This window comes from Flavobacterium sp. (assembly GCF_039595935.1).
GTDB lineage: Bacteria > Bacteroidota > Bacteroidia > Flavobacteriales > Flavobacteriaceae > Flavobacterium.
The window spans coordinates 1,033,773-1,049,073 of sequence record NZ_JBCNKR010000006.1 but is presented as its reverse complement, the minus strand read 5'-3'; the positions used below and the strand labels follow the sequence as shown (position 1 = coordinate 1,049,073).

The following is a 15,301-nucleotide window of genomic DNA, read 5'->3' as shown; positions in this document are numbered from 1 at the left end:
TTTGTTGTAAATAAAATAACATTTTATCACAATTTAACAGATATACGTTTTGTTTATAACCTTTTTTTAATAAATTTGAAAACCCCCACAACAAATCACTAAAATCCACAGAATCCTTTGAAAAATTATCAAAAAAAGTCCGCTTTCCTCATTTTATTTGGATTATTCTTAAACATTTATGTTATTCATAGCCAAACAAATAACGATGTAAACGTTTACAATTGGTTTGACAAAACAGTTGGCAAAGACAACCTAGACCTGAATAACGGAGTACCACACACAAATCCGTACAAAGCTATTGGAGACAGCCATTTATATCTAATAGATAAGTATGAAATTGGAAAAATTAACTTCGATGGGCAGAAATATTACGATGTAAAACTTAAATATGACGTTTACAGAGATATTTTGGTTCTAAATCCATACGGAGAATCTGAAAACATCGGAATTAATCTTAACCAAAGTAAAATTTCATCCTTTTCAATTCTGGACAAAAATTTTGTGAAAATTGAAAAGAAAAATGAAACTGTTCCGGAATTTGTTCCTGGCTATTACGAAGAAAGTAATATCGCTGCTGATTTTACTTTTTATATAAAACACCACAAAGACATTCAAAAAACTGTTTTAGAAAGTGGTATATTCTATAGTTTTAAAGAAAACAACTCTTTTTTTATTGATTTTAAAAACACCATTTATCCTATTAAAGGAAAGAATGATATTATCAAACTGTTCCCAGAACAGAAAAAACAAATCAATGGTTTTTATTTACTGAACAGAGAGTTAAAAAAATCTGATCAAGATCAATTTATGAAAAATTTGATGAAATACATTTCTAACTCTCTTGCAATTCAAACCAAATAAGACAAATGAAAAAAATTTTACTCGCCTTTATTATTTTATTCTCATTTCAATTGTCTTTTGCACAAAATTCCAATGAGAAATTATCAATTACATTTAAAGATGAAACTTTAGAAAATGCCCTAAAACGCATTGAAACTGCAACATCCTATAAGTTTTATTTTGATCCAACTTGGATTAATTCGAATAAAGAATTAATTTCAGGAGTTTATACTGATGCTAAAATCGACGATGTTCTTAATTCGATTTTGAGCAAAACTGATTTGAATTATATTGTTTTAAAAAACAAAGTAATTCTAACACTTAACAGTACAATTCACGATACGCTTCCATCAAATTATTTTACTGATGCCCCGGCAGAAACCAATCAAAATAACGGAAATGATGGTACAGATAATCCTGTATTTTATCAGCAGTATGATTCGCTAAATAGTTATAGCGTAACCAAAAAAGCTGCAATTGTTTTTATTGGTAAAGAAAACAAAGACAACATCAAAAAAACGTATACAGTTACTGGTTCTGTAAAAAATGAAGAAACCGGAAAAGCTGAACCTAATATTTACATTAGAGTAAGAGGAAAAAACATTAATACCTCTAGTGATCTTGACGGAAATTACAGTTTACAGCTTCCGAGAGGAATAAATGTTATCGAAGTAAAATCATTAAGCCACAAAGAAGTAGTGAGAACTTTAATGGTTTATGACGATGGAAAATTCGACATTGGAATTAATGAAAAATCAAATCAATTAGACGAGGTTGTAATTAAAAAGAAAGGACAAAAAACAACAGAAACAACCGTTTCAGGATTAGTTTCAATTGATATTGAAGGAATTAAAAACGTTCCGTTGATTCTTGGAGAAAGAGATATCCTTAAAGTTGCAACCACATTTCCTGGTATTAAAACCACAGGAGAAGGATCGGCAGGATTTAACGTGCGAGGTGGAAAAGACGACCAAAACCTTATACTTTTAGACAATGCGGTTTTGTATAATCCGCAGCATTTTTTAGGTTTTTTCTCGGCTATAAACCCTTATACAGCAAAGAAAGCAGATATTTACAAAGGAAGTATTCCGGCAGATTTTGGAGGAAGATTATCATCTGTATTTGACATTACGACAAAAAACGGAAATCCTGAAAAATTCTCTGGTGAAGGAGCAATTGGGCCAATTACTTCGAACCTTACATTGAGTATGCCAATCGAAAAAAATAAATCAAGTATTATTTTTGGAGGCCGTGCTACCTATTCTGATTGGATTTTAAAATCTCTGGATGATAAAAATTTAAAAAACAGTCAAGCTGGATTTTATGATGGAATTTTAAAATACAACAATCAAATTAATGCTAATAACAATCTTGAAGCTACAGCTTATTACAGCCATGACCGTTTTAGTTTAAGTTCAGATTCAATTTATAAATACAGCAACAGACTTGCTTCTTTAAAATGGGATCATACTTTTAGCAAAAAAAGCAAAGCGGCATTAATTTTTACAAACAGTGAGTACAAGTTTAATATCGATTATGATTCAGATGATATTAATGCATTTGATTTTGGATATAAAGTAAATGAGTCTCAACTTCAGTTAAAACTGAATTACCAATTAAATCCAAAACATACTTTATCTTACGGTATTGCAAGCAAATTATATAACATTTCACCAGGTTATCAGCATCCAAAAAAACCGGAAGCTACTTTAATATCTACAGACATAGAGAAAGAAAGGGCGCTAGAATCTGCTGTTTATCTGGCTGATAGCTATAAATTTAGTGATAAATTATTAGTTGATTTGGGATTAAGATATTCGTTTTATGCGTCTTTAGGAGAAGCTGATGTGAATTCTTATCAACCCGGTCTGCCTTTAAGTGACGAAACGGTAACAGGAACTACTCATTATAACAAAAATGAGGTTATAAAAACGTACGGCGGACTTGAGCCTCGTTTAGCTGCACGTTATTTTATTACTGAAGATTTTTCTATCAAAGCAGGATATGATGTAACTCGTCAATATATTCACCTTTTATCAAGCAACGTTACACAATCTCCAACTGATACCTGGAAATTGTCTGATTCTAATGTAAAACCACAAACGGCACAACAAGTTTCTTTAGGTCTTTTTAAAACATTAAACGACGAAGAATACGAAGTAAGTCTTGAAGGATACTACAAAAAATCAAAAAACATTTTGGATTACAAAGTTGGAGCACAGCTTTTATTGAACCAAAATGTAGAAACGGAATTATTACAAGGCGAAGGAAAGGCTTATGGAGTTGAGTTATTATTAAAGAAATCTACCGGAAGATTAAACGGATGGATTGGTTATACGTATTCACGTTCATTTATTAAATTGGATAGCCAGTTTAGTTCAGAAATTGTAAATAATGGAAACTATTTTCCTGCAAATTTTGACAAGCCTCACGATTTAAGTGCTATTTTAAATTATAGATTTACAAAACGTTATAGTTTATCTTCTAATTTCTTATACCAAACAGGAAGACCAATTACGTATCCTATTGGTAAGTTCCAATATGGAAATTCAGAATACACTCTATATAGTGATAGAAATGCTTACAGAATTCCAGATTATATTCGTTTAGATATAGGTCTTAACATCGAAGGTAATCACAAAATCAAAAAGTTAGCGCATAGTTTCTGGAACATTTCAATTTATAATGTTTTAGGAAGAAACAATCCATACTCAATTTATTTTGTGACAGATCAAAACGGAAAAGTAAAAGGATATAAAACGTCTATTTTCTCAATTCCGGTACCAAGTATTACTTATAATTTTAAATTCTAATTCTATTTAGGATGAAAAATTTTAAACTACATAGTATTCTCCTTCTCTTATCAGCTTTTATTTTAAATGGCTGCACAGAAGCATATCCATTATTGACGAATACTTACGAAGAAGCATTGGTTGTTGAAACTACAATAACGAACGAACTAAAAAATCAGGAAATAAAACTTACCAAGACGGCTAGATTCGAAGATGAAAAATATCTTCCTGAAACCGGCGCCGAAGTTTATATAACTGATAACTCTGGAAACAGATATGATTTTGAAGATCAGTCAGACAAATATGTTTCGACTGTTGCTTTTCAAGCCGTACCCGGAATTCAGTACCAACTGCACATTAACACAAAAGATGGCAGATCTTTTGTGTCATCACCAGAAGTACTTTCTACTGTAACCCCAATGGAAAGTGTTAAAGCTGCTGTAGAAAAAGACAAAGAGGATAAAAGAGGAGTTGGCATTAGGGTCAATAGCTTTGATCCTACCAATAAATCGCATTATTACAGATACGAGTATGAGGAAACCTATAAAGTTGTAGCACCAAAATGGGTTCGTACCAAAGCAGTCATCAATGCAAATGGGGCATTAACTTTTATCGACAATGATCCTAATACAAGAATTTGTTATGGAAATAAAAAAAGCACAGACCTGCTTTTATTAAGTACGAACGATTTAAAAGAAGATCGTGTTGATTATTTAATTCGCTTTATAAGCGATCAGGATTACATTATTACAACCCGATACAGTATATTGGTAACGCAGTATGTAGAAAGTTTAGCTGCATTTAATTATTATAGAACACTAAAAAAAATATCCGGAAGTGCGAGTCTTTTATCTCCAACACAACCCGGAATTGTATTAGGTAATATCAAATCTGTAAAAAATCCAAGTGATAAAGTAATCGGATATTTTGATGTGGCCTCAATATCAATCGAGAGAATATATTTTAATTATGATGATCTATTTCTAGGTGAAGCTCCTCCTCCATTTTATACAGATTGTCAGGAATTTTGCTACGCTGATTATCCTTTTAGTCCAGATCCATGTACACATTCTCCTCCTTTTACAGATGATGTAATGCTAGGCATTGTTAACTATTATTTAAATGGTCGATTTTATTATTGGGTGTATGCACCATGTGGAGATTGTACTACAATAGCATCAAATGTAAAACCAGTGTTTTGGGTAGATTAAAAAAAGCTTTTCAATATAAAACTACAAAGAACTATTTCGAAACTATATCATGAATATATCTTATAAAAAAATATTATTAATTTTAATTATCTGCTTTTTAGCAAATGGCTGCACAGAAACATATCCATTGCTAACAAACACATATGAAGAGGCTATCGTTGTAGAAGCATCTTTAACCAATGAACTTAAAAACCAGCAAATTAAAATAACGAAAACTTCTCGGTTTGAAGACACCTCAATAAAGGTTGAGACAGGAGCAGAAGTAATCGTTAAAGACGATCAAAATAACTCATACTTATTTGAAGAAAAATCCGGTGTTTATGTCTCACAAACTATATTTCAAATTTTATCAGGCAGACAATATACTTTAACAATTAAAACTAAAGACGGGAATGTATATGAATCTAGTCATGAAACACTGACAACCGTAAGTCCAATTCAAAGCGTCGTACCATCAGTTGTAACAAATAAGGACAATCAGACTGGGATTCAAATTAATGTTAACAGTTATGATCCTACCAGAACTTCAAAATATTATCGTTTTGAATATGAAGAAAGCTATAAAATTATAGCTCCAAGATGGTCATTATCTAAATTAATAGTTACTGGTCCACAATCTGTAGAACTAATTCCTAACCCTTCCAATACCAGAACTTGTTATACAACTAAAAACTCAACAGATATTATTTTATTAAATACAAATGATCTAAACGAAGATCGAGTAAATCTCCCAATTCGTTTTATTGAAGAAAATAATTATATCATCGGTCATCGATACAGCATTTTAGTTAAACAATATGTTGAAAATTTAGCTGCTTACAATTTTCATAAAACAATGAGAGATATAGCCAGTTCTGCAAGTGTTCTATCTCCTAAACAACCAGGAGTACTTTCTGGAAATATAAAATGTATTAGTGATTCTAACGTAAAAGTTATTGGATATTTTGATGTGGCAACAGTTTCAGAACAAAGAATATTTTTTAATTATACTGATTTATTTCCCGGAAGACCATCTCCATATTTTAATACTTGTGAAGATATTCCTTTTAAATTTTGTTTTGACGGAGAAGATTGTAATGCAGAATCTATGATCTATAATGTTGAAAGAAACTTTATGACTTATTTTTCTAATGCCGGATCAAGTTATATCCTAGTAGACGCCGTATGCGGAGACTGTACATCATTTTCATCTAACGTAAAACCTTCATTTTGGATAGACTAAAACACATAATTTTATTGTTTGTATTAATTAATACACAATTTAACAGAGCACAACAAACGATTGCTGTAGATGAAACTATTTTCATCCATACGAATGCGACAACACTTATTTCTGGTGAAACTTTATTGTATAAAATTTATTGTTTAAAATCAACCGACAAAACTCCAAGCAACATTAGTAAAGTTGCTTATGTAGAATTAGTTGACGATACTAAGAAATCTGTTTTTAAAACAAAAATTTCATTGGAAAATGCAAGCGGACAAGGCGATTATTTCATTCCTACTACTTTAAAAACAGGCAGCTATAAATTAGTTGGTTACACAAACTGGATGCTGAATAAACCTCTTTCTGAATTATTTCAATTAAACATTAACATTGTAAATCCATATAAAGTAGACGAAAAAACGGTTGCTGCAAACATTTTAGCAAACGGGACCAATACTGTTGATGAAAGTTCAGCTAATCAAAACGTAACACTTAAACTGAATAAAAAAACGTTTACAAACCGTGAATTAGTCGATTTAAAAATTTTGTCATCAAATGCTAATTTTACTGATGGAACTTATTCTTTATCCGTTAGAAAATTAGATAATATTCCAACTCAAAATCAAATTTCTGCAGTCAAATTTGCCTCAAATGTTTCTTATCCGGTTGTATTAGATCTGCAAAAACAAGATCAAAAAATAATTCTGCCAGAACTTAGAGGTGAAATTATTTCAGGTAAAATTTCAGCAAAAAACAAAACAGACAAAGTAGAGAACGTTTCAATAGGATTATCAATTCCTGGAAAATCATTTGCTTTTGAAGTAGTAAAAACAGACGTATCTGGTAACTTTATTTTCAATGTAAATAAAACTTTTTACACATCTAATATCGTTATTCAAATTATTGACGAAAAAGCAAATAACTATGACATCGCGATAAATAATGCTCCAGAAATTGATTACGCTCAAGTATCTTTTGAAAAAGATTCCAAGCTATCTTATACCTTTAAAGAAAGCCTTTTAGAAAGATCGATTTCAAGTCAGGTTGAAAATGCTTATTATCATAAAAAAGTAGATAATATTGAGAAAGCTTCCACTTATGAACCTTTCTATTATTCTACTGTAAAAGAATATATTCTGGACGATTATACACGTTTTAAAACTTTAAAAGAAACAATAACAGAAGTTGCCGTAGAAATTTATTCTAAGCAAAAGGATGATAAATTGTACCTGCATGTAAATGATCCAAGTGTTTTTCCACAGCTGCCGGAATCTGCACTTGTTTTGGTTGACGGATTGTATTTAGAAAACCAAAATGATCTTTTAAATTACAACATGAAAAATGTATACAAAATTGAGCTTGTTGTAGGTAGATATTATGTAGGTTCAAAATCATTTAACGGTTTAGTTAGTTTCACCACTTTTGATAAAGATTTTAAAAGCACACAAAATGGTTCTTTCATTGTAAAACCAACTATTTTAAGACCACAGCCAAAAAAGATTTACAACAAAGTGAAATACGAAAGCACGGCCGATAATCAAAGAATTCCAGATTTTAGAAATCAATTATTATGGAATCCTGATGTGCAGTTAAACCAGGATTCTGAAACTTCATTTTATACTTCAGATCTTTCCGGTACTTTTGAAATAAGACTGGAAGGTTTTACCAAAAGCGGGCTTCCGGTTTCTATTAAAGAAAATATTGAAGTACAAAATACGACAGCAAACTAATTGAAATAAAAAATAAAAAAAACATAACACACTGATAACCTGTCTGTTTTTAGACAGGTTTTTTGTTTTTCGAAAAAAACAAAAAAAAATTGATACAAATTGTAACTTTTTTGATACTTGATACGTATAACTACTTGGACACTTAAAAAATGAGGAGACAAATAAAATGAGACAACTTAAAATCACCAAGCAGGTAACCAATCGTGAAACTGCATCGTTAGATAAATATCTACAAGAAATCGGAAAAGTTGACCTGATTACCGCTGATGAAGAGGTAGAATTAGCACAAAGAATAAAGGCTGGTGATCAAAGAGCTTTAGAGAAATTAACAAAAGCCAACCTACGTTTCGTTGTATCGGTTGCTAAACAATATCAAAATCAAGGTTTAACTCTTCCTGATTTAATTAATGAAGGAAACTTAGGTCTTATCAAAGCTGCTCAGCGTTTTGATGAAACTCGTGGTTTTAAATTCATTTCTTATGCTGTATGGTGGATTCGTCAATCGATCCTTCAGGCTCTTGCAGAACAATCACGTATTGTTCGTTTACCATTAAACAAAATTGGTTCTATCAATAAAATCAACAAAATGTATGCTTTATTAGAGCAGTCTAATGAGCGTCCGCCTTCTGCTGAGGAAATTGCAAAAGAACTAGACATGACTGTAAATGACGTAAAAGAGTCTATGAAAAACTCTGGCCGTCACTTATCAATGGATGCACCTCTTGTTGAAGGTGAAGATTCTAACCTTTATGACGTATTACGTTCTGGAGAATCTCCAAACCCAGACAGAGAGTTAATTCACGAATCATTACGTACTGAAATCGAGCGTTCATTAGAAACATTAACGCCAAGAGAGGCAGATGTTGTACGTTTGTATTTTGGTCTTGGCGATCAGCACCCAATGACTTTAGAAGAAATTGGAGAAACTTTCGACTTAACTCGTGAGCGTGTTCGTCAGATTAAAGAAAAAGCAATCCGTAGATTGAAACACACTTCTAGAAGTAAAATCCTTAAAACTTATTTAGGATAACAATATTAAATTTCAATTTTTAAAATCCCAGATTACAATTGGCTTGGAATTTGGTTATTTTAAATTGGAATTTTATCCCAAACAACAGTTTGATTGACTGTTCGTTTTTTGATTGATGATTGAAACTCCGGCTGATTACCGGAGTTTTTTATTTTTATTCTTTTTTTTAACGCAAAGTGCACAAAGGTTTTTCGCAAAGTGCACAAAGATATTTTCACTGTTAATCCAAAAGTTTTCAAAGAATACAAAGCTTTGTAAACTTTGTATTCTCAAATAATTTTAATTAAACTTTAGCGAACTTTGCGAAAAACCTTTGTGCACTTTGCGGTTAAATTACCACGCACCGCATAAAAAAAATTATCTTTGTAATAAAAACAACATAACTACACAATGAAAAATACATTTATTGCTCCTTCTGTTCTTGCGGCTGATTTTGCCAATTTACAACGTGATATCGAAATGATAAATAATAGTCAGGCCGACTGGTTTCATATTGATATTATGGATGGAGTTTTTGTTCCGAATATCTCTTTCGGAATGCCGGTTTTAGAAGCTATTTCTAAGCATGCAAAAAAATACATTGATGTACACTTGATGATTATCGATCCTGATCGTTACATTAAAACATTTGCTGATTTAGGCGCAAATGGCTTAACAGTACATTACGAAGCCTGCACGCATTTACACAGAACTCTTCAGGCAATAAAAGCCGAAGGAATGAAAGCCGGAGTTGCGATTAACCCGCATACCAATATCGATTTACTTGAAGATGTAATTAACGATATTGATCTGGTTTGTATAATGAGTGTAAATCCTGGTTTTGGAGGACAGTCCTTTATCGAAAATACATATGCTAAAGTTCAAAAACTAAAAGCATTAATTACACGAAAAAATGCCTCAACTTTAATCGAAATTGATGGCGGTGTAACCAATAAAAATGCTAAACAATTAGTAGAAGCCGGAGCAGATGTTTTAGTTGCCGGAAGCTTTGTCTTTAAAGCCGAAAATCCAATTGAAACAATTGCTGACTTAAAAGTCCTTACTGCTTTTTAAGTTTTTTAGATTTGGAAAAAAGTCAATTCCGGTCATTTTTTCTAAAGTTTCGATAGGAACTACAAAATCATAAATAGGCTTATCGCTATCTTCATTTGGAACTAAGAACGCAATTGCTTTATGTTCTTTTCCGGATTTAGCCAAAACAATTTTATAAAAATATTTAGGAACAGAAACTTTTTCTGTTCCTATTTTTTTATCTGTATCTTTCAATATTCCCCCCGTAACTACATAAATATCATTGTATTTATCTGCCCAATAACGCGTTTTTTGTTCGATTCTGTTCCAAATTCCACTATTAAAATCATGTCTTTGCGGAGAAATATTTGACGTATAAAATGTATCATTATAGGCATCTTCACTAAATTCCATATCTCCGGCAGGACAAAGATGTCCTTTATCATATCCTGATTTTTTATAGTTTCTCCAATCAGCAGAACCTGTTGACACTTTTGGATCTTCAATAAAATAAGGACGTTTATAGTTTCCGTTTTTCAGATATTCTTTCTTTAATTCATAAGCAACCCACTCTGCCTGTTCAAATTTTTCATTATAAGAAAGAGTGTAATATTTATGTTCAACAATTTGCCCTGTGGTCGATGTAGGCTGATACGAAACGGGGTATAGCGATCCAGTATTGCTTTGGTCAGAAACAAAAGAATTCTGTTTCTGTACAATTTCAGTATTCACTTCATTTTCTTTTTTACAAGAAAACAGCAACAGACTTAGGAAACCGCAAACTAAAATATTTCTCATAAATATCATTATTTTAAATTTAAAAAAAACGCTTCAAAAATTACTTTAAGAAGCGTTTTAATAACAAATTAAATGTCTAAAATTTTTAAGATTTTACCAATTTATCCTTTTTCATTTTAGATGAAACCCCAGCTTTTACATATGATTTGCTTTGTAAATCATCTAAAACATTTAAAGCCTCTTCAACATAAACATCTTTAGATAATGCTTGGTGCCATGACTCTCTTTTTTCTTTTAAAGTTGCATCATTGTTCATTTCAGCTTCTTCATAAGGCAATGATTTAAAAACTAAATTGTTTTTGTAATCAGAAATTGGTTTGTATTTTTTTCCTTCATTTTCAACCTGTTCCTGAGTTAGTTTAAAACTATTAATGTTCAGGCTGTATGTGTTTTCTTTATTCTTAGTATCAATCCATTTTGCATTGTCTTCAATTAATTTGAATTGAGGATTTTGCGCAATTCTCATTCTACTTTTTTCGATAGCTTTACCAAAGTTCTCGTTAGAAGTCCACGTACTGTAATCAGCCGGATCAATTTTATCCCATGGCATTGCATTGTCAATATCACGCTCTCCCATTTTTAAGTAAGCATAACGATCTGGCATCACAACGTCACTGTGAACTCCTTCTAATTGCGTAGAACCTCCATTAATTCTATAGAATTTTTGACCTGTAATTTTCAAAGCACCCAAATCACCGTAATTTGCATTACGAACAAATTGGTTCAAATCCAATACATTTTGCACCGTTCCTTTACCGTAAGTTTGTTTACTTCCGATGATAACCCCACGTTTGTAATCCTGAATTGCAGCCGCTAAAATTTCTGAAGCCGAAGCAGAGAAACTGTTAACCATAATTACCAATGGTCCGTCCCACTCTATCTTTTTATCTTTATCGTATAAAACTTCTTTTTTCTTTCCGGCAGATTTTACCTGAACAATTGGTCCTTCTTCTATAAATAAACCTGCAATATCAACAACTGTAGAAAGAGATCCTCCACCATCATCACGAACATCAAGGACGATACCGTTTACATTTTCTTTTTTCAGTCTTTCAACTTCAAGAGCAATATCTTTTCCGGCATCTCGGCCATCTTTGTTTTCAAAATCGATATAGAATTTAGGCAGGTAAATAACCCCGTATTTCAATCCGTTTTTCTCAACAATACTAGATTTTGCATATGTTTCTTCAATTTCAACAACATCTCTGATAATTGAAATTACCTTAATACTTCCGTCAACTTTTTTTACGGTAAGTTTTACTTCAGTTCCTTTATGACCTTTGATTTTTTTCACAACATCATCAAGACGCATTCCTACTACATCAACAGGTTCTTCGTTTCCTTGAGCTACTTTTAAAATTAAATCTCCAGCTTCAAGTTGTTTTCCTTTCCATGCCGGTCCACCGGAAATTAACTCATCAATTTGAGTAAAATCATTTTTCTTAGTTAATCTTGCACCAATTCCTTCCAGTTTTCCGCTGATATTTACATCAAAACGATCTTTTTCTTCTGGAGCAAAATAACTTGTATGCGGATCAAAACGTGTCATAATTGAATTCAAATACACTGAGAACCAGTAATCTTTATTCAAATCTTTAATAACACTAAAATTATCGTCTAAAGACTTTAATGAACTTTCGCGAGTTTCTTTTTCTAAAGTTTCAAAAGATTTTTCCTGATACGCAGGATCTTTTTCTTTTTCTCTTCTTCAATTTTTTGTTTCGTTACAAGCGAAGAAAGTGTAGATAACTTAATTTGTTTTCTCCATCTTTCATTAATTTCAGTCAAATTTTTAGCATACGGAAGATTCTCATAATCTGCATTAAAAGTCTCTTCGGTATTGTAATTAAAAGGCTGTGCTAAAATAGTTTTGTAACGTTTTTTGCTTTCTTCCATTCTTTTCATCAGCCTTGTATACGTCAGATTAAAGAATGTTAAGTCTTTATTCAAAAACTGATCGTCCAGCATCAGCTCATATTGCTTAAATTCATCAATATCAGACTGCAGGAAAAATCTCTTCGAAGGGTCTAAAGCTTCGATGTAGTCTTTAAAAATACCTTTTGAAAACTCGTCATTTATTTCAGCCGGGCTGTAGTGTCCTTTATCAATAACGAAAGCCAGTAATTCTAAAAGTGTCTTGTCTCTATTTGGATCCGGATCATCATTCTTGTCAGCATTAATCTTAAAAGCAAACAGGGTCAAAGACAAGCATAATACGGCTATAAGTATTTTATAATTTCTTTTCATAAACTTAATAATAGCATTCATCAAATTTTTTAATCTAAGTTACGGTAAAAACTATGCCAACATGCCAAGATCAGTATAATTTTTTGTTAAAGATATAAAAATGTTTCTTGCTTAAAAGGCTTCTGAAATTTAGTTTACAATTTTTATTTATTTGTTAGTATTCTACCAAAATCTGTTATTACATTTGCTATAACAAGCTTTAATTTTGATAAATCAAAAATGAAAAACGCAGCATGAAAGACGAAAAACCTTTAATATTGGTAACTAATGACGACGGAATTCTTGCTCCCGGAATCAGAGCTTTAATAAGTGTTATGGAAACTATTGGCGATGTTGTGGTGGTTGCTCCCGATAAACCTCAAAGTGCAATGGGTCACGCGATTACAATAAACAATACTTTATTTTTAGATAAAATTTCTAAAGAGGATGACATAATTACCGAATACAGCTGCTCAGGAACGCCTGTTGACTGTGTAAAATTGGCAGTAAATGAAATCTTAAAAAGAAAGCCCGATTTATGTGTTTCTGGAATTAATCACGGTTCAAACTCTTCTATCAATGTAATTTATTCAGGAACAATGAGTGCGGCTGTTGAAGCAGGAATTGAAGGAATTCAGGCAATTGGTTTCTCTCTTTTAGACTTTGACTGGAATGCTGATTTTGAACCTGTAAAATCTTTTGTGAAGAAAATAGCTTTAGAAACTTTAAAAAATAAACTTCCGCCCGGAGTCGTTTTAAATGTTAACTTTCCGAAATTGAGTGAAAAAGAAATCAAGGGAATCAAAATCTGCCGTCAGGCGAAAGCGTATTATGCTCAGAAATTTGATAAAAGACAAACTCCTTACGGTAAAGATTATTACTGGTTAACAGGGAAATTTACCAACGAAGATAATGGTGAAGATACAGACGAATGGGCACTTGAAAACGGATATATTTCGGTCGTTCCCGTTCAGTTTGACTTAACCGCACATCATACAATGCAGCAACTTAACACCTGGAAATTAAATGGATAATAAAAAAGAAATCTTAATTGGATTTTTGGTCGGAATTTTTACTTCGCTTCTCGGAAGTTATTTGTTCATCACTTTTTTTACAAAGTTTGATATTTCGACAGGAATTCAAGCCCTAAGACAAATGGGTTATATAGGAAAAGTAATTACAATTGGAACCGTTTTAGACCTTGCCGTTTTTTTACTTCTTTTACAAAGAAATAAAGAAATGATGGCGCGAGGCGTGATTTTGGCGGTGATTGTTCTTGCTATTTCGACTATAATTATTTAAATCCTATCTTTGTGCTGCAATAAAAATTCGTTGATATGAAATATTACATAATAGCTGGCGAAGCTTCTGGAGATTTACACGGTTCAAATTTAATGAAAGCATTATACGAGGAAGATCCTCAGGCAGACATTAGATTTTGGGGTGGTGATTTAATGCAAAAAGCCGGCGGAACATTAGTAAAACACTATCGCGAATTAGCTTTTATGGGTTTTGTTGAAGTTGTTTTTAACTTAAAAACGATTTTGAATAATATCAAAATCTGTAAAAAAGACATCTCTGAGTTTAAACCGGATGTGATTATTTTTATTGATTATCCAGGCTTTAATATGCGTATTGCAAAATGGGCTAAAGAACTGAATTACAAAACACATTATTACATTTCTCCTCAAATCTGGGCCTGGAAGGAAAATCGTATCAATGCTATAAAACAAGACGTCGATAAGATGTTTGTTATTCTTCCTTTTGAAAAAAGTTTCTACGAAGACAAACATCATTTTCCTGTAGATTTTGTCGGGCATCCTTTGATCGATGCTATTCAAAATCAGCCTGCTTTTAATGAAGCTGCTTTTAGAGCCGAACATAATTTAGGAGAAAAACCTATTATTGCCGTTTTACCTGGAAGCCGTAAACAGGAAATTACCAAAATGCTAAGCGTAATGCTGAGCGTTGTTGATGATTTTCAGGATTATGAATTTGTTATTGCCGGTGCGCCAAGTCAGGATTATGAATTTTATCAGCAGTTTATTAAAAACAAAAACATCGCATTTGTCTCAAACAAAACTTATGATTTGCTTCGTTCATCGACAGCTGCATTAGTAACTTCAGGAACTGCAACTTTAGAAACGGCACTTTTTAAAGTTCCGGAAGTGGTTTGTTATAAAGGAAGCGAGGTTTCGTATCAAATTGCTAAACGAATTATTACTTTAAAATATATTTCGCTTGTTAATTTAATTATGGATCAGGAAGTTGTTACCGAATTAATTCAGGGCGACTGCAATACAAAACGCATTAAAGAAGAATTAAACAAATTACTTGAACCTTCGCATCGCGAAAAACTGCTTAAAGATTATGATGTTTTAGAGCAAAAACTAGGCGGAGTTGGTGCAAGCAAAAAAACTGCTAAATTGATTGTTGCCGATTTAAAATCTTAAATA

General features: G+C 32.0%; 11 protein-coding genes and 1 pseudogene. 10 read left to right on the top strand and 2 right to left on the bottom strand.

Annotated elements, in window-relative coordinates:
- The first annotated feature begins 117 nt into the window (after positions 1 to 117).
- The 7 genes from ABDW27_RS14405 to rpe all read left to right on the top strand — a co-directional run bounded on the left by ABDW27_RS14405 (position 118) and on the right by rpe (position 9,863).
- The gene (locus ABDW27_RS14405; protein WP_343696538.1) at positions 118 to 861 is read left to right on the top strand and encodes a hypothetical protein; all 744 of its coding nucleotides are present in this window, start codon (positions 118 to 120) and stop codon (positions 859 to 861) included.
- Positions 862 to 866: 5 nt separating this feature from the next.
- Positions 867 to 3,653, top strand: a complete 2,787-nt coding sequence (locus tag ABDW27_RS14400; protein WP_343696537.1) for a TonB-dependent receptor — start codon at positions 867 to 869, stop codon at positions 3,651 to 3,653.
- A gap of 11 nt (positions 3,654 to 3,664) precedes the next feature.
- A complete protein-coding gene (locus ABDW27_RS14395) occupies positions 3,665 to 4,843 on the top strand; it encodes a DUF4249 domain-containing protein (protein WP_343696536.1) in 1,179 nt (392 codons plus the stop codon).
- A gap of 127 nt (positions 4,844 to 4,970) precedes the next feature.
- Positions 4,971 to 6,065, top strand: a complete 1,095-nt coding sequence (locus tag ABDW27_RS14390; protein WP_343696535.1) for a DUF4249 domain-containing protein — start codon at positions 4,971 to 4,973, stop codon at positions 6,063 to 6,065.
- Positions 6,053 to 7,780 carry a hypothetical protein gene (locus tag ABDW27_RS14385; RefSeq protein WP_343696534.1) on the top strand — a complete coding sequence of 576 codons (1,728 nt, stop codon included), beginning with the start codon at positions 6,053 to 6,055 and terminating at the stop codon, positions 7,778 to 7,780. Before ABDW27_RS14390 ends, ABDW27_RS14385 begins: the two co-directional genes overlap by 13 nt.
- A gap of 166 nt (positions 7,781 to 7,946) precedes the next feature.
- On the top strand, positions 7,947 to 8,810 hold the full coding sequence (locus ABDW27_RS14380) for a sigma-70 family RNA polymerase sigma factor (protein WP_007804760.1): 864 nt from the start codon (positions 7,947 to 7,949) through the stop codon (positions 8,808 to 8,810).
- A gap of 390 nt (positions 8,811 to 9,200) precedes the next feature.
- Positions 9,201 to 9,863 carry a ribulose-phosphate 3-epimerase gene (gene rpe / locus ABDW27_RS14375; protein WP_343696533.1) on the top strand — a complete coding sequence of 221 codons (663 nt, stop codon included), beginning with the start codon at positions 9,201 to 9,203 and terminating at the stop codon, positions 9,861 to 9,863.
- Here rpe and ABDW27_RS14370 read toward each other — a convergent pair.
- The gene (locus ABDW27_RS14370; protein WP_343696532.1) at positions 9,840 to 10,619 is read right to left on the bottom strand and encodes a DNA/RNA non-specific endonuclease; all 780 of its coding nucleotides are present in this window, start codon (positions 10,617 to 10,619) and stop codon (positions 9,840 to 9,842) included. The two genes, rpe and ABDW27_RS14370, sit on opposite strands and share 24 nt — an antisense overlap.
- Before the next feature lie 85 nt (positions 10,620 to 10,704).
- Positions 10,705 to 12,887: pseudogene (locus ABDW27_RS14365) on the bottom strand (carboxy terminal-processing peptidase).
- A 212-nt stretch (positions 12,888 to 13,099) separates the two neighbouring features.
- On the opposite strand from ABDW27_RS14365, the gene surE reads away from it, so the two are divergent.
- Genes surE through lpxB form a run of 3 tightly spaced genes read left to right on the top strand, consistent with a single transcriptional unit; the run spans position 13,100 to position 15,298 of the window.
- Positions 13,100 to 13,879: a 5'/3'-nucleotidase SurE gene (surE, locus tag ABDW27_RS14360; RefSeq protein WP_343696531.1), complete on the top strand. Its 780-nt coding sequence runs from the start codon at positions 13,100 to 13,102 to the stop codon at positions 13,877 to 13,879.
- Complete coding sequence (locus tag ABDW27_RS14355; RefSeq protein ID WP_343696530.1) at positions 13,872 to 14,147, top strand: hypothetical protein; 276 nt, start codon at positions 13,872 to 13,874, stop codon at positions 14,145 to 14,147. Before surE ends, ABDW27_RS14355 begins: the two co-directional genes overlap by 8 nt.
- Before the next feature lie 35 nt (positions 14,148 to 14,182).
- The gene (gene lpxB, locus ABDW27_RS14350; RefSeq protein WP_343696529.1) at positions 14,183 to 15,298 is read left to right on the top strand and encodes a lipid-A-disaccharide synthase; all 1,116 of its coding nucleotides are present in this window, start codon (positions 14,183 to 14,185) and stop codon (positions 15,296 to 15,298) included.
- Positions 15,299 to 15,301: the final 3 nt, after the last annotated feature.

Bases quoted from the DNA above. Each gene is read 5' to 3' on its own strand.
- ABDW27_RS14370 (WP_343696532.1), bottom strand. From the start codon at position 10,619: ATGAGAAATATTTTAGTTTGCGGTTTCCTAAGTCTGTTGCTGTTTTCT.
- ABDW27_RS14395 (WP_343696536.1), top strand. From the start codon at position 3,665: ATGAAAAATTTTAAACTACATAGTATTCTCCTTCTCTTATCAGCTTTT.
- ABDW27_RS14355 (WP_343696530.1), top strand. From the start codon at position 13,872: ATGGATAATAAAAAAGAAATCTTAATTGGATTTTTGGTCGGAATTTTT.
- surE (WP_343696531.1), top strand. From the start codon at position 13,100: ATGAAAGACGAAAAACCTTTAATATTGGTAACTAATGACGACGGAATT.
- ABDW27_RS14400 (WP_343696537.1), top strand. From the start codon at position 867: ATGAAAAAAATTTTACTCGCCTTTATTATTTTATTCTCATTTCAATTG.
- rpe (WP_343696533.1), top strand. From the start codon at position 9,201: ATGAAAAATACATTTATTGCTCCTTCTGTTCTTGCGGCTGATTTTGCC.
- lpxB (WP_343696529.1), top strand. From the start codon at position 14,183: ATGAAATATTACATAATAGCTGGCGAAGCTTCTGGAGATTTACACGGT.
- ABDW27_RS14380 (WP_007804760.1), top strand. From the start codon at position 7,947: ATGAGACAACTTAAAATCACCAAGCAGGTAACCAATCGTGAAACTGCA.